The organism is Alteribacter natronophilus, assembly GCF_006007885.1.
In the GTDB taxonomy this organism is placed as follows: domain Bacteria; phylum Bacillota; class Bacilli; order Bacillales; family Salisediminibacteriaceae; genus Alteribacter; species Alteribacter natronophilus.
Genome location: NZ_VCRO01000001.1, coordinates 537,397 through 557,036, shown reverse-complemented (window position 1 = coordinate 557,036; position 19,640 = coordinate 537,397). Strand labels below are relative to the sequence as shown.

Here is a 19,640-nt window from a genome sequence, read left to right as displayed (position 1 = left end):
CAAAAACGCTCTGTTCCTGTCTAACGAAAGGAGCACCAGGAACAGGTTTTAAAATATTCAGGACGGCTGCCTGACGGAATAAAAAAGAAGGAGGCCGGCTGACGGCTGCTCCTCTTATACGAACGCACGTTTTCATATCATTATAGCACAGCAGGTACTGCCGAACCAGGAAGGTTATTCCATCCCGCGACTGATACTGTCAGCGCTGAGCATGCTTCCCGGCTGATAGCGGCTGTCGAGATACATGTTCGGGTCAGTGGATATGAGCCTGACAACACGGAACTGCGGAGCACCTCCACCTGCCTGATTGACAGCTTCCACAATAAGCGAACCTCCGTCAACTTCCATTGTCTGCTGCTGCTCCCACACAGAATCATCAACCGGAAAAATCAGGTCCTGTGACTGATACGTATAAAGGATCACTGTACCACCTCACCCTGTTCGCTGGACGAACCTGCTTTTCCGATCAGCTCATTCAGTTTACTGATCGCTTTTCCAATCCCGCCGACTTCATTAATCATTCCGTATTTTACTGCATCTTCTCCAATTACGTTCGTTCCAATATCCCGTGTCAGGTTCCCTTTTGACAGCATCAGATCCTTAAACTTCTCTTCGGAAATATCGGAATTCCGGGTTACGAAGCTGATTACACGGTCCTGCATCTTATCCATATATTCAAATGTCTGAGGAACACCGATGACCAGTCCTGTAAGTCTGACAGGATGAATGGTCATCGTTGCCGTTTCTGCAATATAGGAATAATCGGATGCGACCGCTATCGGCACTCCAATCGAGTGGCCGCCTCCAAGGACTAGCGTGACTGTAGGTTTTGAGAGGGAACTGATCATTTCCGCAAGGGCAAGACCTGCTTCCACATCTCCTCCGACGGTATTCAGGATTACAAGAAGACCTTCAATTTTTCTGTTTTGTTCAGCCGCTACAAGCTGGGGAATGACATGCTCATATTTTGTTGTTTTATTCTGCGGCGGCAGCTGCATATGCCCTTCAATCTGACCGACAATTGTAAGGACGTGAATATTTGTATCCTCCATTTTCGGTACATTGGTTGAGCCAAGCTGCTGGATTTTGTCCAGTATGCCGTCTTTCTCCTTGCCTTTCCCCTGGTCCTGGGGCTGATCCGGATTCTGTCCCGGCTGATCATTACGGAAATCCTGATTCATTATGTGTGCCTCCTCTTTCATACTCTACGGATAGTATGGAAAAGAGCACGCCCTTTCATGCAGACAGGTAAATCAGGATTCCATTATAATCGGCATAATCATTGGTCTGCGCTTTGTTTTTTCATACAGGAAGCGTCCGAGTGCATCCCTGATGCTGTTCTTAATCTGTGACCATTCCATGATCCGCTGCTCCTGGCAGGCTTCAAGAGTCCTGGTTACAAGAGCCTCTGCTTCGTTGATCAGATCCTCTGATTCCCTGACATAAACAAATCCGCGGGATATAATATCCGGTCCGGCGATGCACTGATTGGACCGGCGGTTCAGTGTAACGACGATCACAATAATGCCGTCTTTGGACAGAAGTCTGCGGTCACGAAGAACAATATTTCCTACATCACCGACTCCCAGTCCATCTATCAGCACATTACCGACAGGAACTTTTCCCGTCCGTCTTGCCCTGCGCTGTTCGAACTCAACACACTCCCCTTTATCCAGAAGGAATATCTGTTTCCCTGACATGCCGCAGCTTTCTGCAAGTTGCCCGTGAGCGTACTGCATCCGGTATTCTCCATGAACCGGTACAAAATAGCGCGGTCTGATCAGGTTAAGCATGAGTTTCAGTTCCTCCTGATTCCCGTGCCCGGAAGCATGAACCTTATTGGGACCATAGACAACATCCGCTCCTGCACGATGCAGAAGGTCGATTGTCCCGGATATTGATTTCTCGTTTCCGGCTGACGGAGCTGCTGAAATAATGACTCTGTCGCCGGATTTAACTTTAATATGTTTATGTGTGCCTTTAGCCATCTGGGACAGAGCACCAAGAGGCTCCCCTTTGCTTCCTGAAGTGAGTACGACGAGTCTGTCGTCTTCAAGCCGCCCGGCTTCCTGTGGGGTTATAATCATGTCAGGATGATACGACAGATAATCATGGCTTGAAGCCGTCTCGATCACCCGCTTCATACCACCGCCTGCAGGCAGGACTTTTCTCCCTGTCCGCTCTGCAGCATCAAGAGTCTGCTGAATCCTCGTTATATTCGTTGAAAAAACCGATACAATTACCCGGCCGGATGCATCGTAAAAAGCTTCATTCAGGCTGTTTTCAACCCGTGATTCACTCAGGCTGACACCGGGCTTTTCAGCATTCATGCTGTCCGAGAGCAGACAGAGAACCCCTTTTTCACCGAGAGCCGCCAGTTTACCCAGCTCCGTTTCCCTCCCGTCAACGGGAGTCGGATCGAGCTTAAAGTCCCCCGTATATACAATAGGGCCCTGTGAGGTGTGAAGGCAGATTCCCAGAGAACCCGGAATGCTGTGAGTAACGTGGAAAAAAGTCACCGGGGCTTTTCCGACCTGAATTCTGGACGTACTGTCCACTTCGTTGAGGTCCGGTACAGGGCAGTCTTTTAAATCCCTGCACAGATCTTTCAGAAAGGCAAGTGTGAGCCTGCTTCCGTATACCGGGACGTTCACTTCCTTCAGCAGGTAGGGAATGGCCCCGATATTATCCTCATGCCCGTGCGAGAGAATAATCCCTTTTATCCGGTCCCGGTTTTCAAAGAGGTATGACATGTCGGGAATTACGATATCCACCCCGAGCATATCGTCATCCGGGTACATGAGGCCGCCGTCCATTACAATAATGTCATCATCAAGTTCCGCTGCATACATATTTTTACCGATTTCGCCAATGCCGCCCAGGGCGAACAGGCGGATCCGTTCTGTTTTTTTATTAGACAATCTCTGTTTCCTCCTAAGTTTATATAGTGTTACTCCGTTCAACTCACTGACTGTAGTATAACGCAGGCATAAAATGAATGACAAGAACGATGTGGGCACAGAGGAAGAATTTCGCAGACTGCGGCAGGTTTTCGTTATCATGTAAAAACCCGGAAGGCGGGTTGCCTTCCGGGCTGCTGTTTAAGCTCAATCAGTTTTTAAGAGTATCAAGAAGCGCTGCCAGTGTTTCTCTTTCCTGATGGCTGAGAGGAAGGAGAGGAAGGCGGACACCGCCTGCATCCAGTCCTTTCATCTGAAGCGCTGTTTTTACCGGAGTCGGGCTGGGAGCTGCAAACAGACCGTTCATTACAGGAAGGATCCTGCGGTGGATCGAAGCGGCTTCCTTCACGTTGCCGTTTTCATAGGCCGTGACCATATCCTGCATTTCATTTCCGAGAACATGTGAGGCCACGCTGACGACACCGCTGCCTCCGATACTCATAATCGGGAGGGTGAGACCGTCATCGCCTGAATAGACAGTAAAGTCCTCCGGAGTGCGGTCAATGATGTCAGTGATCTGATCCAGATCTCCGCTTGCCTCTTTTACACTTACAATGTTATCTATTTTGGAAAGTTCTATGACTGTTTCAGGAAGCATATTCGCAACAGTCCGCCCGGGCACATTGTAAAGCATAACCGGGAGACTGGTTTTTTCTGCAATGGTACGGAAGTGCTCATACATACCGCGCTGAGACGGTTTATTGTAGTAAGGCACAACAAGCATGACTGCATCAACGCCTGTTTTCTCCGCTTTTCTGGTAAACTCGGCACTCTGGTAGGTGTTGTTTGAACCAGTTCCAGCAATAACCGGGATCCGCTTATTGACGACTTTAACCGCATGCTCAAAAAGAGCAAGCTTCTCTTCCTGTGACAGTGTAGGAGATTCTCCTGTTGTCCCGGCTACTACAATTCCATCGGATCCATTGGCAATAAGGTATTCAATTACCTGCTCTGTTTTCTGGAAATCCACGTTACCCTTAGCATCAAAAGGGGTTACCATAGCCGTAATAATCTTTCCAAAGTTCATGCTGATCAACTCCTAATTCTGGTCTTTCTCCTGCCCCAGAAACATATCGTGCAGGGCGTTTACTGCTTCAGTCATATCCGCTTCTTTTACAAGCACCCAGATCGTAGTATGGGAGTCGGCTGACTGAAGGATCTGGATATTTCTGACGGAAAGAGCTTCAACAATACGGGACGTGACGCCGGGAACTCCGGTCATTCCTGCACCGACCGCGCTGACTTTCGCACAGTTCGGCGTTGTTTCCGGTGCGAGACCCATTGACTTAAGCACTCCGACAGCACGGTCTGCCACTTCATCCTTTACCGTATAGGCCACCCCCATCGGCTGAATGTTAATAAAGTCCACGCTGATGTTTTCATTGGCCATCGCCTTGAACACTTTGGACTGCAGGTCATATTCTCCCTCTCTTGCAGCCACTTTAATCTGTGTCACATTACTTACATGGGCAATACCTGTAATCGTACGCTCTTCCACATCTCCGCCCGTATCTCCGATCGAAGCGGTAATAAGCGTGCCTTCCCCATCGGAAAACGTCGATCTGATGCGAATTGGAACTTTAGCCTGCATGGCAATTTCCACTGCACGGGGATGAATGACCTTTGCACCCTGGTAAGCCATGTTACATATTTCGTTGTAAGTGGCTACATTAAGGGGTTTGGCTTTCTGTACCAGACGGGGATCCGCAGTCATAATACCTTCCACGTCTGTGAAAATATCCACATACTTCGCATTGAGGGCTGCACCAAGAGCTGTGGCGGACGTATCCGATCCGCCCCGGCCCAGCGTTGCCACAGACCCGGTTGGAGAGGCGCCCTGGAATCCGGTGACCACTGCAGCATCGAGCTGCTCAAGTTTTTCACTGAAAGAGTCCGTCTCCATATCCGTGATCTTCGCGTTGGTGAACTCCCCGTTCGTCAGAAATCCTGCCTCAGCACCGGTAAAAGCTTCGGCTTTAAGTCCTTTTTCATTAAGAAGCTGTGAAAAAACGACTGCTGAAACAGCTTCCCCGCATGAAGCAAGGAGATCAAGCTCCCTCGGGGATACAAGTGTTTTCGAACCTCCGGCCAGACCGAGAAGCGTATCCGTTGCATAAGGATCTCCTGATCTTCCTATGGCAGATACTACGACTACCACTTTTGTACCGGGCTTAACAGCTTTCATTACATGGGCGGCAGCCTTCTCTCTCATCTCGGCTGTCTTCAGAGAGGATCCGCCAAACTTCTGTACAATAATGTCCATAAGCCACCTCTGATATTTACTTGAGCAGTCCTTTTTCAACGAGCGCTTCTGCTATCTGTACTGAATTCAGTGCTGCACCTTTAAGAAGGTTGTCAGCTACAATCCAGCAGTGGAAACCTCGGTCATCGGAAAGGTCCTTGCGAAGACGCCCGACAAAAACATCATCTTTTCCTGCTGCATCAACAGCCATCGGGTAAAGCTGTTCGGAAGGATCGTCCATTACCGTAATACCGGCTGCCTCCTGCATCACACTGTGGATCTCATCTTTTGTAACACCGTCTTTTTCAACTTCGAAAAAGACAGATTCACTGTGACCGGTCTCAACCGGGAGGCGTACACAGGTTGCAGCAACACTGAGGTTTGCATCCCCTGTAATTTTTTTCGTTTCATTGATCATTTTCATTTCCTCAAACGTAAAACCGTTTTCCTGAAACAGGTCAATCTGAGGGACAGCATTAAAAGCAATCTGATAATGCTTTTTATCACCGGACACCGGAAGAATGTTTGCTTCTGCCTTCTTCCCATCCAGTACTGCCCTGGACTGGTCATACATTTCATCAATAGCATCAGCACCTGCACCTGATACTGCCTGATACGTGCTGACAATGATCTTTTTCATCCCGAAAGCCTTTCTTACCGGCTCAAGGGCTGCCACCATCTGAATAGTGGAGCAGTTCGGGTTGGCAATAATACCGTTATGGTGATCAAGGTGATCGGGATTCACTTCAGGCACCACAAGAGGAACATTTTCGTCCATTCTGAATGCACTGGTGTTGTCAACTACAATGGCACCCCGTTTTACTGCTTCCGGTGCGAGTTTTTTCGAAATCGACCCGCCCGCACTGAAAAGGGCAAGATCGATGTTTTCAAATGATTCAGGTGCTGCTTCCTGTACTTCGACTTCTTGTCCGTTAAAAATAAGTTTTGAGCCCGCAGAGCGTTTTGAAGACAAAGGCAGCAGTGATGAAGCCGGAAAATTTCTGCGTTCGAGTGTACGAAGCATTTCCTGGCCAACCGCTCCCGTAGCGCCTACAACGGCTACACGGAACTTTCCTGACTGTTTCAACATCCGATTCTCCTCTCTTCTTCTCTATGGTTTTAAACAGGACATAATACAACGTAGTTAAGGAAGCCTTAACTACGTGTGTGTAATCTGTGCGGAGATTCTCCTGCTGTTATTCTATTTTAGCAAGTATAACGTTTTTTTTCATTACTGACTATACCTTTCCACTAAAACAGGCTGAACCTGCTCCCCTTTAATGGCTGCTTCCACAGTATCACTCAGTTTTGTCATATCTGCAACGAGTGAATTTGGTTTCTTGAAAGGATGGTCCTGACCGAATGGAATAAAGTATATATTTTTTGTTGCCATAAGCCGCATTATATTAACTCCGTTAAGCCCGAGAGCATCATTTGTGGAAATACCAAGAACAACAGGTTTTCCATTACGGAGTGTTGCCTTTGCACCCATTAGCACCGGTGAATCGGTAAGGGCGTTGGCGAATTTGCTCGTTGAGTTTCCGGTCAAAGGAGCAATAACCATGCAGTCAAGCGGTGTTTTTGGACCAAACGGTTCGGCTTTCGGGATGGTATTTACAATCGGCTCTGAGGTAATACTTTTAATTCGCTCGATCCAGTCTTCACTTTTTCCGAACTTCGTGTCTGTATGCTGGACTGTATAAGTGACAAATGGTGTTACTTTCGCCCCCAGTTTTACCAGTTTCTCTATTTCGGGCATCACTTCTTCATAGGTACAGTGTGATCCGGTTAAGCCGAACCCGATATGTTTTCCTTCCAGAGACATCAGGAAGCCCCTCCTTTTCTTTTTTCCCACTGTTCTGTCAGCAGGGTGGCCAGCACATTGGCAATGATTCTTCCAGCCGTTTTCGGTGCCACAATTCCAGGCAGTCCCGGTGCAAGCAGCGCTTTTATTCCTCTTTTTTCAGCGAACTGAAAATCCGTTCCGCCAGGCTTGCTCGCCAGATCCACGATCAGAGCATGTGGCTGCATCTTGGCTATTACAGCAGCGGTAAGCACTTTTGCCGGAATGGTATTAATTATTACATCCACACCGCCGGCGTGTTTGTGCAGGTCATTCAGCTTCACAGGCTCCAAACCCATTTCGTAGGCTCTGGCCAGAAGTTCGGTTTCCTGGGCTGCCACCTTAACCTTTGCACCGAGCAGACTGAACGTTCTGGCTGCCGTCATTCCTACCCGTCCAAAACCCAGTATCATTATTTCGGATGAATGAATTGTTATATCAGTATGCTGGATTACCATCATAATGGTTCCCTCAGCTGTCGGAATGGAATTATAGATCGCCACATCATCGCGGCTGAATACTTCCACGAAGGGACGATTGCTTTTTTCAAGGAGACTCCTCAGTGTCTGAGTGGAAATCCCCGAATAAAGCGTGGCTGTTTTCTTTGTGCGGCCCAGCCATTCCGATGTAAGCTTCACAGGGTCTGCCGAGAAAATTGATTCGATTTCCCCTTTGGCATTCATCCCGCTGACCGGCAGAACGACTGCATCGACGGTCAGAGGATCGATCGCCTGAATCGACTGTTTTTTTGCTCCCGCAAATCCGTCATCCAGCTGATCAAACCCGACCAGAGATACATTCGCGTCCAGTTGGGAAAGCTTTCTTATTATTTCAAGCTGCCTTGCATCGCCGCCGATTATGACCACGTGCATATCCGTCAACATTCGTTTTCTCTCCCCTTTCTTTCCTTATCTATACCAAAGGGGAACCTGTTTGCGATGTTCTTCATCCACATTCTATGTAGGTATTCCTGAGGGTGTGCGGGGGAGACAGGGGGGAAATTCCGGGCCGATTTCAAGGCTGTGAATCACTGCAGTATAACCGGGTGATCTTTCTGCACAAATAAAACAGCCCGCCGGCAGGCAGGCTGTTAAGGCTGGACTTCGATGATAATCATGTCGGTACCTATTTTTTTTATCTGGTGCCAGTAGACTGTCACTTCCTTATCACGTTTACCCAGACCGAACCACTTCAGTGTGGGAATCACGAAAGCCTGAATCTGACCAGTCCTTTCATCAATGACCAGGTCAGTCTGGCCCAGGATGCCGAGGCGTTCCCCTTTGTGATAGTCAATAATCTCCTTGTTGCTGATCTCACTGAGACGCACTGCATTCTCCCCCTCTGTACTTTCTACTGTCCATATTATGAGGGGGAAACGTGTTTAAGACCTTTTTCAGTTAATGCCCTCAGGAAGCTTTCCCTGCGGACTGACGAGTGTCATGGCAAAGTCATTTGAAAATATTGAAGAGCCGGTTTTCCTTACATCATTAAGTGTGACTTTATCAATTTCGTGCACAATTTCATCGAGCGTCCGGTGGCGTCCAAGAAGCAGCTCATTTTTACCGTTCCGGCTCATCCGGCTGTTCGTGCTTTCAAGCCCGAGCATGAGGCTTCCTTTCAGCTGTTCCTTTGCATTCCGCAGCTCTTTTTCGGTAATCCCGTTTTCCTTCACATCGTTCACAACGCTGCTCAGGCATTTATACATTTCATCGAGGTGTCTGACCGCTGTCCCCGCATAAAGTGTCACCATTCCCGTATCATGGAACGAACTGTGATAGGAGAAAACAGAATAGGCAAGCCCGCGATTTTCACGGATCTCCTGAAACAGCCTGCTGCTCATGGAACCGCCAAGCACGTTATTCAGGAGTACAAGGGAATAAATATCATCATGTCCAATGGACAGTCCCTCATATCCGATGCAGAGATGAGCCTGCTCGGTTTCTTTTTTTCTTGCCATCTTTCCGTATCTGAAATCCGGCTTTGAAAGCTTTTTGTTGGACTTATACTGACGCATGCCGCTGAAAGTCTGCTCAATAAAATCCACAAACGACTCATCCACGTTGCCGCAGACACTGATCACCACGTTATCGGCATTGTAGAACTGGTCCATATAATTCACAAGGGAGTCCCCCGAAAAGGATTCGAGGGTTTTCTCAGTCCCGAGGATCGGATAGCCCAGCGGGTGATCCCCGTATCCTGCCTGGCTTAAAAGGTCGTGAACGATATCATCCGGAGTGTCTTCGTACATTTTGATTTCCTCGAGTACAACATCTTTTTCCTTTTTCATTTCTCCCGGGTCAAAAACGGAATTAAAGTACATATCCGCAAGTACTTCCACTGCATGACGGGCATGTTCATCGAGAACCTTTGCATAATAGCACGTGTATTCCTTTGAAGTAAATGCGTTTACCTGCCCGCCGATGGAATCAAAAGATTCGGCTATCTGCTGGGCATTTCTGGACTTGGTTCCCTTAAAGAACATATGTTCAAGGAAATGTGAAACCCCGTTTTCGAGTCTTGTCTCAAATCGGGATCCCGTCCCGATCCACACACCGATGGAAACGGAGCGTACTGTATGATTGGGTTCAAACATTATACGTAGTCCGTTATCGCTTACCACTTTTTTAATCAAATGACATCCTCCTAGTACCACGTCTGTTGTTGCCTTACCATGATGCGATCTTCACTCAGAAGGTCGGAAACAGTTCCTATGTGAAAACCTTTTTCCTTAAGTCCGGTAATCATCATCTCCAACCCCTTCTCTGCAGAGGAGGTTGGATGCATCAGAACGAGCGAACCGGGTTCGGATTTGGTAATAATCTTATCAGCCATCTGTTCAGGCGGCGGCTGGCGCCAGTCGATCGTATCCACCGTCCACATGACGGTATGCATGCCCATTTCAGCTGCAATATTCACTACGTCCTGGCGGAAGCTCCCGCTTGGGGGTGCAAACCAGTGAGGGGTTATACCGAGCGTGGCATCAATAATTTCGTTCGTCCGCTGCAGTTCTTCCCTGATTCTCTCGTTTGACAGCTGCTTCATATCCGGGTGGGAATACGCATGGTTTCCGATTTCGTGTCCTTCTTCTACAATCATTTTAGCAAGTTTTGGATTATTTTTCACCCATGATCCGTCCAAAAAGAACGTTGACTTTATGCCGTGTTCCTGCATCGTCTTCAGCATATCCGGAAGATACTCGTTGCCCCAGGCTACATTCACCATCAATGACACCATTTCCTTCTGCTCATTTCCCCTGAAAACAGGATTTGGCGGCAGATCATCCAGTGTAACCTCTGGTGTGGTCTGACGGAAAACAAGCTTCTGCTCATTAAAAACCCCGCCCTCCCTCATCTTCTCGTACGACGCCTGTTCATCAACGGCAAGTCCATTGAGTCCGGGCACGGCTTTCCATACTTTATCCACCCTTGCATCGACCGGTGCCACCTCATAGGCTGCTTTACGGTCTGCAATGTCCCTGTGTAGTTCTGATGTCCCTGATACCGGGGCTGCAGCCTGATGTTTGAGTTCATATATATAATTGCTTGTAATTGGATTCTGGACACTTCCAAATGTGATCACAAGTATGACCAGAAAGGTACTCCACTGCAGGAAAAACTTCTTAATCATAGGCTGTCCCTCCTTATGACTACCTTATGCAGGGACATAACCCGGTAGAACGAGTGCAGGAGAACCGGGTATTGAAGCCGAAATCGTCCTTCCGGAGCGTCGTTATACAGCAGTACTGCCCCAAACCGTTTGCAAAAAGTTCTTTTCGAAAAGCTCTTTTCGGAAGACCATTTTCGGAAAGATTGTTGTTTTTCTACGCTGCAGACCGACGCTTTCCGCGGGCATTGCTTCAGCCGGCAGAGTAGTTATCATGCTTCTTCCTCTGCCCGAATAGCTCCGAAGCGTCTGCGTCGAAGCAGCTCGAAGCGAACTCACGATGTAAACGCTCGTCCCTGCGGGGTCTTCGGCTGCTGCTTTTCCTGAGGGAGTCGCGGCCTTTCGCTTCGAAATTAATAATACCAATAGCAAAAAACTTTACGAAAAGAGCTTTTCAAAAAGATTGTTTTATTTCTACACTGCCGGCTGATGCTTTCCGCGGGCAGCGGTCCTGCTTTTTCCTCTGCCGGTAAGCTCCGAAGCCGGGTGCGTCGAAGCAGCTCGAAGGTTAATCACGGAGTAAACGCTCGTTGCTGGAGTCGAAGCCCTTCGCTGCGCAATCCGATAACAGCGTTTTAAAAAGAGATAAAAAAAAGAAGACCGCAGCCCGGTCTCCTTCCTGGTTTAAGTGGTATGTTATTTCTTTGCAGACTCTTCCTTATCCTTGAGAAGAACTTTACGTGAGAGGTTCACACGTCCCTGGTTGTCGATCTCGGTAACTTTAACAAGCACTTCGTCACCAATTTTTACGACATCCTCCACTTTTCCGACCCGCTCATTGGCAAGCTGGGAAATGTGGACGAGTCCGTCCTTTCCTTTGAACAGTTCAACGAATGCCCCGAATTTCTCAATCCGTTTTACTTTTCCAAGGTAGGTCTCTCCAACCTGAACTTCACGGACAAGATCCTCAATAATTCCTTTGGCTTTGTTGTTCATTTCAGAATCCGTTGAGGAAATATACACTTTTCCGTCCTGCTCAATATCAATCTTCACGCCTGTATCTTCAATGATCTGATTGATGATTTTTCCGCTCGGTCCAATAACGTCACGGATTTTATCGGGGTTGATGCTCATAGTCAGGATCTTCGGAGCGTATTCCGAAAGCTCTGTTCTTGGTTCCGGGATCGCGCTGAGCATATTATCAAGAATTCGCATGCGGCCCGTCTGTGCCTGGGAAAGAGCTTCCTCTAGAATCTGACGGTCGATTCCGCTGATTTTAATATCCATCTGAAGGGCAGTAACCCCTTTTTTCGTACCTGCGACCTTAAAGTCCATATCTCCAAGGAAGTCTTCCATCCCCTGAATGTCAGTAAGTACGGAAACGTCATCTCCGTCTTTTACAAGCCCCATGGCAATACCTGCAACCGGCGCCTTAAGTGGAACGCCTGCCGCCATCATAGCAAGTGTTGACGCACAGATACTTGCCTGTGAAGTGGAGCCGTTGGACTCGAGTACCTCGGAAACGAGACGGATTGTATAAGGGAATTCCTCTTCGGACGGAATAACCTGTTCCAGCGCCCGCTCGCCAAGGGCACCGTGACCGATTTCACGACGGCCAGGACCGCGGATCGGACCTGTTTCACCGACACTGAAGCTCGGGAAGTTGTAATGATGCATAAAACGTTTTGTTTCCTCAATACCAAGTCCGTCAAGAACCTGTACATCACCAAGGGCTCCCAGTGTACAGACGCTCATTGCCTGAGTCTGGCCACGGGTAAAGAGCCCTGATCCGTGAACACGGGCAAGCAGGTCCACTTCGGAGGAAAGAGGACGGATTTCATCGATTTTACGCCCGTCCGGACGGATTTTATCCTTCGTAATCAGCTTACGTACAACACCTTTGAGGATAATATCCAGTACTTCCTTTGCTTCACCGGAACGGTCCTCATCTGCATTTTCGCTTACGTACTCTTCGGAAACACGATCCATGACTTCCTTAATTGCCGTTTCCCGTGCATGCTTTTCAAAAACAGTCGCTGCTTTTTTGAGATCGTCTTCTGCCTTTTCACGCAGTTCGGCTTCCAGATCCTGATCGTGTGAGATAAGCTTTACTTCCATCTTTTCCTTGCCGACTTTAGCGACAAGATCTTCCTGAAACGCTACTAGACGCTTAATTTCATCATGGCCGAACATGATGGCTTCAAGCATAACATCCTCAGGGACTTCCTCTGCTCCTGCTTCCACCATATTGATAGCATCTTTCGTACCGGCCACAACGAGATGAAGGTCGCTTTTTTCCATCTGTTCAGTAGTAGGGTTGATGACGAAATCGCCGTCCACTCGCCCGACAATGACACCTGCAATCGGACCGTCAAACGGGATGTCGGAAATGGATAGTGCCACGGAGGATCCGAGCATGGCTGCCATTTCCGGAGGACAGTTCTGATCGTTACTCATGACGATGCTGATTACCTGTACGTCGTTTCTGAATCCATCGGGAAACAGCGGACGGATCGGACGGTCAATCAGGCGGCTTGTCAGTACCGCGTTTTCACTCGGACGGCCTTCACGCTTAATAAATCCGCCGGGAATCTTTCCGGCTGCGTAAAGACGCTCTTCATAGTTCACTGTAAGGGGAAAGAAAGGAAGATCCTTTGGTTCCTTTGATGCAGTAGCCGTACAGAGTACAGCCGTATCACCGTAACGGACCATAACGGCACCGTTTGCCTGTTTCGCAAACTGACCTGTTTCAAAGGTCATAGTACGCCCGGCAAACTCCATTGAAAATACTTGTTTTTCCTGTTCCATAACTGGTAGTACTCCTCTCATTCACATGTTTGTGAATTTTACTTCCAAAATATAATTTGAACCCTGCTGGTACCTGTGAACGGTAACCAGGGTGCATAAGCGCAGCGCTTCTGGTCTTAGTTTTGACTTAATCGTATATGTAGTAAACATTTACACGGAAAAAACCATTCACTTGTTTATCATATCAAACCCGAATGAAAAGAAGCAATGGTCTTATCGTTCTCTGCAGCCTGGGCAGAGGTAAATATTTCCTCTTAGTACAACAAAAAAGCGGGAGTGAATCCCGCTTTCTGGTCATTCTTATCGACGAAGACCGAGTTTGTCAACGAGTTGACGGTACCGGGCAACATCTTTGTTACGCAGATACGTCAGCAGGTTACGACGCTGACCTACCATTTTCAGAAGACCACGACGAGAGTGGTGATCCTTCTTATGAGTACGCAGATGATCGTTTAGCGTTGTGATCTGCTTCGTCAGGATAGCAACTTGCACTTCCGGAGAACCGGTATCGTTTTCGTGCTGTTTGAATTCGTTAATGATTTCATTTTTGTGCTCTGGTGATAAAGCCATCCTATGCACCTCCTTTTCAATAATCCCCATTCCCCCAGCAGACGTCGGTGACTCGTTCTGCCAAGTGATGGTTAACATCTATTATCATACAGGCTGCAGCACTAAAGATCAAGCCCCGGATTTACCGGTCTTCCGAAAAGTATCGGAGCGCCTGTCTTTTATCGCAATTGAGCTGCTCAATGAGTCCCTCGATACCCGGAAAGGGGATTTCGGAGCGGAGTCTACGGTGCCAGCGGATCGTTACTGTTTGATCGTAAAGGTCTCCGTCAAAATCAAAAAGATGCACTTCCGTGACGGGCTGATCGGGCCTCTCACTGTTGAACGTCGGTTTGTAGCCCACGTTGCACATACCCTGATACCACGTATCCCCGGCTTTCAGCTCGGTAATATAAACACCGGGTTCGGGAATAAGGTACTGATCACGGGAATCTACATTGGCAGTGGGAAAGCCGATGGTTCTGCCGCGCTGATCGCCTTTTACGACTGTTCCCTCTGTTTCATAAAAACGGCCGAGCAGGCGGGCAGCCTCCTCTGTATTTCCCTCCCTGAGACAGTGACGGATTCTTGTGGAACTGATTTTCTCCTCACCGTCCTCCATTTTGCTCACTGTACTGTGAGTAAAACGGCCCCTGGAGTGAAACGGCAGTGTTTCCATCGTTCCTTTACCAAGTCTTCCGTAGGAATAATCAAAACCGGCCGTAACATGACGGACATTAAGTCCAATCAGGTAATGGTCACAGAATTTCTGCGGAGTCAGTGCTGCAAACTGGAGCGTAAACCGGACGACAAAAAGGTAGTCGGCTCCAAGTTTAGCTATTTCTTCTTCTTTTTTCCCAAGCGGAGTCAGACAGGCCTGAGGTCCGCTTTTCCCGAGCACTTCCCGGGGATGCGGGTTAAATGTCATCACTGCTGTATGAAGTCCGAGCTCCTCCGCCTTCTCTGCCGCGGAGCTGATTACTTTCCTGTGGCCCAGATGAACCCCGTCAAAGAAACCGAGTGCCATGACGAGAGGGGGGAAATCGTCTTCATGATATTGGTGAGGGTGTTCAATGTAAATCGTCTGCACGCTGCCACCTCAATTACATACACGGCACGAGAAACGGCAGCTACACTTTCAGCATTTTCTCCGGTTTCATCATACCAGCTTTGTTGGGATGCTTCTTGTAAATTGCCAGGCATTCCCCCTGTTGATTATACAAAGTAAACAGGTTTTCGTCTACCGATTCGGGGATGGGAAGCACGGCACCGTTCATTATTTTCCCCTCTGTCTGTTTGTCCACAGTAACAGACGGCCAGTCTTTCAGGGCATATTCATACGGAAGCAGTACATCGTAAAGGGTTCCCTTGTCACTGCGGTCCCTCAGTTCCGTTTCAGTAAGGCAGTCAGCGCGGGAAAAGGAGCCTGCTGCTGTTCTTACGAGATCTGACATATGAGCCGGATAACCCAGTTTCTCCCCCATCATAACAGCCAGTGTTCTTATGTACGTTCCTTTGCTGCAGGAAGCACGAAAACGAAATGACACACAGCCGTCCTGCCGGGTAATGCCGGAAGTAAGTTCAAGGGAATAAATCGTTACCTGACGTGAAGGCCTTTCGATCTCTATTCCCTGCCTTGCATATTCGTACAGACGTCTGCCGCCTACCTTTACCGCTGAATACATAGGCGGGGTCTGCTCTATATCTCCTGTCAGGCTCATAAGCACTGAGCGGACCTGTTCTTCGGTGATCGTTTCGGTGATTTCCTTTTTTTTCACCAGTTCCCCTGAAGCGTCCTCTGTCGTTGTGGAAAATCCGATCGTTGCTTCCCCTTCATACTCCTTGCCTTCTGCAGTCAGATACTGTACGAGCTTGGTGGCACGGCCGATACAGATAGGGAGTACCCCTTCAACATCCGGATCCAGCGTTCCAGTATGTCCCACCTTCTTTGTTCTGAATAGCCTCTGCATATCCCGTACACAGTCAAATGACGTTTTTCCCCGCTCTTTCCAGAGAGGAAGAATACCGTCTGCTGTCATAAATGTCACCTCATTTTATGGCATCCAAAACCGTCTGCCTGAAATTAAGTATATATAATAGAAGTTCTGCTGCACGAAGCAGGCCAACGTCAACAGCAGGAAAAAAGAGGGGGACACGCGTCCTCCCTCTTTACCACGGCATTTATTTATCGTTAAGCTTTCTGAGAAGCTCTTCGATCCGGTTACCCCGCTCGATACTCTCATCGAACTTGAAGTAAAGTTCGGGTGTTTTACGGATCTGGATGCGTTTGCCGATTTCGGAGCGGATAAAACCTGTCGCCTTGGACAGTCCTTCAAGAGTTTCGCTGCGCTGGGTATCATCCCCGTAAACGGTAATAAAGGCTGTCGCCTGCTGGAGATCCCCGGTTACGTCGACGGCTGTTACAGTTACAAAACCTACCCTCGGGTCCTTAATCTCCCGCTGGATAATATCCGTCAGTTCTTTTTTTATCTGTTCCCCTATGCGGTTGGCACGCACGTTACTCATTCACTGCACCCCCATTTGTTGTTGCGGAATGCTACATCCATTCCCACTTTACTGATGCGGCTTCTATTTCCGGAACGCTGTCAATGAAATGAAGTGCTCTGGTCAGCTCCTGTTCGCACCGGACACGGTCCGGACTGACAGAGACGATAGTCAGTTCCGTTCTCTGCCAGACATTCTGATGATCCGTTTCTGCAACCGAGATATTCAGACGGTCTCTCAGGCGTGTAACAACACTTTTCAGTACACTGCGCTTTTCCTTCAGGGAGCCGGCGTCATAGATGATCGCCTCAACAGTAATCGAACCGATCATCAGCGCTTGATTTCCTCCATAACGTATGCTTCGATGACGTCGCCTTCTTTGACATCATTATAGTTCTCAAGGGTGATGCCGCATTCGTAGTTTTTCGCAACTTCCTTCGCATCATCCTTAAAGCGTTTCAGATCACGGATACCGCCCTCAAACTGGACAACACCGTCTCTGATCAGGCGGACTGTGGAATCCTTTGTAATCTTTCCTTCGGTTACGTAGGAACCGGCAATCATACCGATTTTGGATACTTTAAAGGTCTGTCGGACTTCCGCCTGACCGATTACTTTCTCCTCGTATTCAGGATCAAGCATTCCCTGCATGGCCTGCTCCACTTCTTCAATTGCGTTATAGATCACGCGGTGAAGACGGATATCAACTTTCTCCTGATCAGCTGTCCGTTTTGCGTTTACATCCGGACGTACGTTGAAACCGATGACGATGGCGTTTGAAGCACTCGCAAGAATAATATCCGATTCTGCAATGGCACCAACACCTGTGTGAATGATGTTTACTTTCACACCTTCGACTTCAATCTTCTCAAGAGACCCGCGCATCGCTTCCACGGAACCCTGTACATCAGCTTTAATGATGATGTTAATATCTTTAATTTCCCCTTGCTGGATCTGATTAAACAGGTCATCCAGACTTACACGGGAGGATTCGCGGCGCTGTTCCTCTTTTTCCTTGACAGCGCGTGTTTCCCCGATCTGACGGGCTTTCTTTTCATCCTCAAAGACCATGAACTGGTCACCGGCCTGCGGTACGTTATTAAGACCCGTAATCTCAACAGGTGTGGATGGTCCTGCTTCCTTTACGCGGCGCCCGAGATCATTTACCATCGCACGGACACGGCCGAACGTGTTCCCCACTACAATCGGATCCCCGACCTTCAGAGTACCGGCCTGGACAAGAAGGGTAGCCACTGCTCCGCGGCCCCGGTCAAGTTCGGCTTCCACAACCGTACCGCGGGCACGTTTATCAGGGTTTGCTTTATAATCTTCAACTTCGGATACGAGAAGAATCATTTCAAGGAGTTCATCAATGCCTTCACCTTTGATGGCACTGACATTCACAAAGATTGTGTCTCCGCCCCAGGCTTCAGCAACGAGCCCGTGTTCTGTAAGCTCCTGCATAACCCGGTCAGGATTGGCTCCTTCTTTATCCATCTTATTCACTGCAACGATGATCGGTACTTCAGCTGCTTTCGCGTGGTTAATCGCTTCAACTGTCTGCGGCATCACACCGTCATCCGCTGCTACGACGAGAATCGTAATGTCGGTAACCTGCGCACCGCGGGCACGCATGGTCGTGAACGCTGCGTGTCCAGGAGTATCGAGGAAAGTAATTTTCTTATCGTTTTCCTCCACCTGGTACGCACCGATATGCTGTGTAATTCCGCCCGCTTCTCCGGCAGTCACTTTTGTATGACGGATGCTGTCAAGAAGCGTGGTTTTACCATGATCGACGTGACCCATGATTGTTACAACCGGTGGACGGCCTTTCAGATCCTTTTCATCGTCTTCTTCTTCAATCGTTTCAAATTCCGCTTCATTGATGACAATTTCCTCTTCTGCCTTAATTCCGAAATCTTCTGCAAGAAGCTCGATGGTGTCATTATCGAGTTCCTGGTTAATGGTAGCCATAACACCCAGACCCATCAGTTTCTTAATAATTTCGGAAGGTTCCTTATTCAGCTTTTCGCCAAATTCCCCTACAGTGATCGGCAGCGTGTAGGTAATTTCCTCCGGCATCGGCTTGCGTGCCGGACGCTGCTGCTCCTGACGTCTTCCGCCGCGCTGATTTCGGTTTCCTCCGCGGTTTTTATTCTGATTTCTGTTGTTTCCGCCGCGGTTTTTATTTCCCTGCTGGTTCGGTTTACCTGAACGTCCCTGTGGTTGCTTTTTCTTTTCTGTCATAGGTGACTGAACACGCCCTTCACTGCTTTGACGCTTCTTACCGGAAGCATCGTTATTTTTATTCTGATTGTTCCCCTTGTCGGAAGACGGTTTCTCAAGCTTTTTCATTGCGTCTTCACTGATTACGCTCATATGATTTGAAACCTCGACATTCATAGATTTCAAACGTTCAATGACTGCTTTACTTGTGGTGTTTTTTTCTTTGGCATATTCATAAATACGCATTTTTTTCATGTGTTTACCTCCCGGAGATCATGGCACCCGTTCTGTGATGATGAAACCAAGAGGCATTACCGGCACCATGATCTGTTATTCCAAGAGCGACTTCAGTTTTTCTGCAAAGCCGCTGTCTTCTACTCCCATAACCACTCTTTCCTCTTTACCTACAGCCTGGCCCAGCGCCTGCCGGGTTCCTGCCGTAAAGCAGGGGATTTTATAATGGCTGCATTTGTCGGTGAATTTCTTTTTTGTATTCGCTGATGCATCCTCCGAAATAATTACGAGGGATGCATGTCCGGCCCTTACAGACCGGAGAACAACTTCCTCGCCGGTAACAACAGCCCGTGCCCTGTAGGCCAGACCGATCAGGTTCAATGCTTTTCGGTCCATCAGCTGTGATCCTCCGGAATTTCTTTTATAAGGTTATCATAAAATTCCTCTTTCACGTCTGCTTTTAAATGACGCGAAAGAATTTTCTTCTTTTTTGCTTCTTCCATTACGGATTTCGAAGCCGTAAGGTAGGCACCGCGCCCGGATTTTTTTCCGGACGGGTCGTGGACGATTTCACCATCAGGCGTACGTACAACACGAATAAGCTCTTTTTTCGGTTTCATTTCGTTAGTTACGACACATTTTCTCAAAGGAGTCTTTTTCCTGCTCACAGTGA

The 19,640-nt window shown here is 48.3% G+C and carries 20 protein-coding genes; all 20 read right to left on the bottom strand.

The window, feature by feature from the left end; translation table 11 throughout:
- Window positions 1-174: 174 nt before the first annotated feature.
- Window positions 175-423, bottom strand: coding sequence for a YlzJ-like family protein (locus FGB90_RS02835; RefSeq protein ID WP_138809053.1), 249 nt, complete (start codon window positions 421-423; stop codon window positions 175-177).
- Window positions 420-1,181, bottom strand: a complete 762-nt coding sequence (locus FGB90_RS02830; protein WP_138809052.1) for a ClpP family protease — start codon at window positions 1,179-1,181, stop codon at window positions 420-422. The genes FGB90_RS02835 and FGB90_RS02830 overlap by 4 nt, the downstream gene beginning before the upstream one ends.
- A 72-nt stretch (window positions 1,182-1,253) precedes the next feature.
- The gene (locus tag FGB90_RS02825; protein ID WP_138809051.1) at window positions 1,254-2,921 is read right to left on the bottom strand and encodes a ribonuclease J; all 1,668 of its coding nucleotides are present in this window, start codon (window positions 2,919-2,921) and stop codon (window positions 1,254-1,256) included.
- A 190-nt stretch (window positions 2,922-3,111) separates the two neighbouring features.
- A complete protein-coding gene (gene dapA, locus FGB90_RS02820) occupies window positions 3,112-3,987 on the bottom strand; it encodes a 4-hydroxy-tetrahydrodipicolinate synthase (RefSeq protein ID WP_138809050.1) in 876 nt (291 codons plus the stop codon).
- A gap of 12 nt (window positions 3,988-3,999) precedes the next feature.
- Window positions 4,000-5,223, bottom strand: coding sequence for an aspartate kinase (gene dapG, locus FGB90_RS02815; RefSeq protein ID WP_138809049.1), 1,224 nt, complete (start codon window positions 5,221-5,223; stop codon window positions 4,000-4,002).
- A 16-nt stretch (window positions 5,224-5,239) separates the two neighbouring features.
- A complete protein-coding gene (gene asd / locus FGB90_RS02810) occupies window positions 5,240-6,292 on the bottom strand; it encodes an aspartate-semialdehyde dehydrogenase (protein ID WP_438502669.1) in 1,053 nt (350 codons plus the stop codon).
- 141 nt (window positions 6,293-6,433) lie between these two features.
- Window positions 6,434-7,027, bottom strand: a complete 594-nt coding sequence (gene dpaB, locus FGB90_RS02805; protein ID WP_138809048.1) for a dipicolinate synthase subunit B — start codon at window positions 7,025-7,027, stop codon at window positions 6,434-6,436.
- Window positions 7,027-7,929: a dipicolinic acid synthetase subunit A gene (gene dpaA, locus FGB90_RS02800; RefSeq protein WP_138809047.1), complete on the bottom strand. Its 903-nt coding sequence runs from the start codon at window positions 7,927-7,929 to the stop codon at window positions 7,027-7,029. The genes dpaB and dpaA overlap by 1 nt, the downstream gene beginning before the upstream one ends.
- A 206-nt stretch (window positions 7,930-8,135) precedes the next feature.
- On the bottom strand, window positions 8,136-8,372 hold the full coding sequence (locus tag FGB90_RS02795; protein ID WP_138809046.1) for a YlmC/YmxH family sporulation protein: 237 nt from the start codon (window positions 8,370-8,372) through the stop codon (window positions 8,136-8,138).
- Window positions 8,373-8,438: 66 nt separating this feature from the next.
- A complete protein-coding gene (locus FGB90_RS02790) occupies window positions 8,439-9,677 on the bottom strand; it encodes a M16 family metallopeptidase (protein WP_138809045.1) in 1,239 nt (412 codons plus the stop codon).
- An 11-nt stretch (window positions 9,678-9,688) separates the two neighbouring features.
- A complete protein-coding gene (locus FGB90_RS02785; RefSeq protein ID WP_138809044.1) occupies window positions 9,689-10,672 on the bottom strand; it encodes a polysaccharide deacetylase family protein in 984 nt (327 codons plus the stop codon).
- 672 nt (window positions 10,673-11,344) lie between these two features.
- Complete coding sequence (gene pnp, locus FGB90_RS02780) at window positions 11,345-13,456, bottom strand: polyribonucleotide nucleotidyltransferase (protein WP_138809043.1); 2,112 nt, start codon at window positions 13,454-13,456, stop codon at window positions 11,345-11,347.
- A 300-nt stretch (window positions 13,457-13,756) separates the two neighbouring features.
- Window positions 13,757-14,026: a 30S ribosomal protein S15 gene (gene rpsO, locus FGB90_RS02775; protein WP_138809042.1), complete on the bottom strand. Its 270-nt coding sequence runs from the start codon at window positions 14,024-14,026 to the stop codon at window positions 13,757-13,759.
- Between the two features lie 121 nt (window positions 14,027-14,147).
- On the bottom strand, window positions 14,148-15,092 hold the full coding sequence (ribF, locus tag FGB90_RS02770) for a bifunctional riboflavin kinase/FAD synthetase (RefSeq protein WP_138809041.1): 945 nt from the start codon (window positions 15,090-15,092) through the stop codon (window positions 14,148-14,150).
- 40 nt (window positions 15,093-15,132) lie between these two features.
- Window positions 15,133-16,041 (bottom strand): tRNA pseudouridine(55) synthase TruB, encoded by a 909-nt coding sequence (gene truB / locus FGB90_RS02765; RefSeq protein ID WP_138809040.1) that lies wholly within the window; start codon window positions 16,039-16,041, stop codon window positions 15,133-15,135.
- Between the two features lie 142 nt (window positions 16,042-16,183).
- Entirely contained in the window at window positions 16,184-16,528 is a 345-nt protein-coding gene (gene rbfA / locus FGB90_RS02760) for a 30S ribosome-binding factor RbfA (protein WP_138809039.1), read from the bottom strand.
- 31 nt (window positions 16,529-16,559) lie between these two features.
- Window positions 16,560-16,838 carry a DUF503 domain-containing protein gene (locus FGB90_RS02755; RefSeq protein WP_138809038.1) on the bottom strand — a complete coding sequence of 93 codons (279 nt, stop codon included), beginning with the start codon at window positions 16,836-16,838 and terminating at the stop codon, window positions 16,560-16,562.
- Window positions 16,838-18,988, bottom strand: coding sequence for a translation initiation factor IF-2 (infB, locus tag FGB90_RS02750; RefSeq protein WP_138809037.1), 2,151 nt, complete (start codon window positions 18,986-18,988; stop codon window positions 16,838-16,840). Before infB ends, FGB90_RS02755 begins: the two co-directional genes overlap by 1 nt.
- Before the next feature lie 75 nt (window positions 18,989-19,063).
- Entirely contained in the window at window positions 19,064-19,363 is a 300-nt protein-coding gene (locus FGB90_RS02745) for a YlxQ family RNA-binding protein (protein ID WP_138809036.1), read from the bottom strand.
- On the bottom strand, window positions 19,363-19,635 hold the full coding sequence (gene rnpM / locus FGB90_RS02740) for an RNase P modulator RnpM (protein ID WP_138809035.1): 273 nt from the start codon (window positions 19,633-19,635) through the stop codon (window positions 19,363-19,365). Before rnpM ends, FGB90_RS02745 begins: the two co-directional genes overlap by 1 nt.
- Window positions 19,636-19,640: the final 5 nt, after the last annotated feature.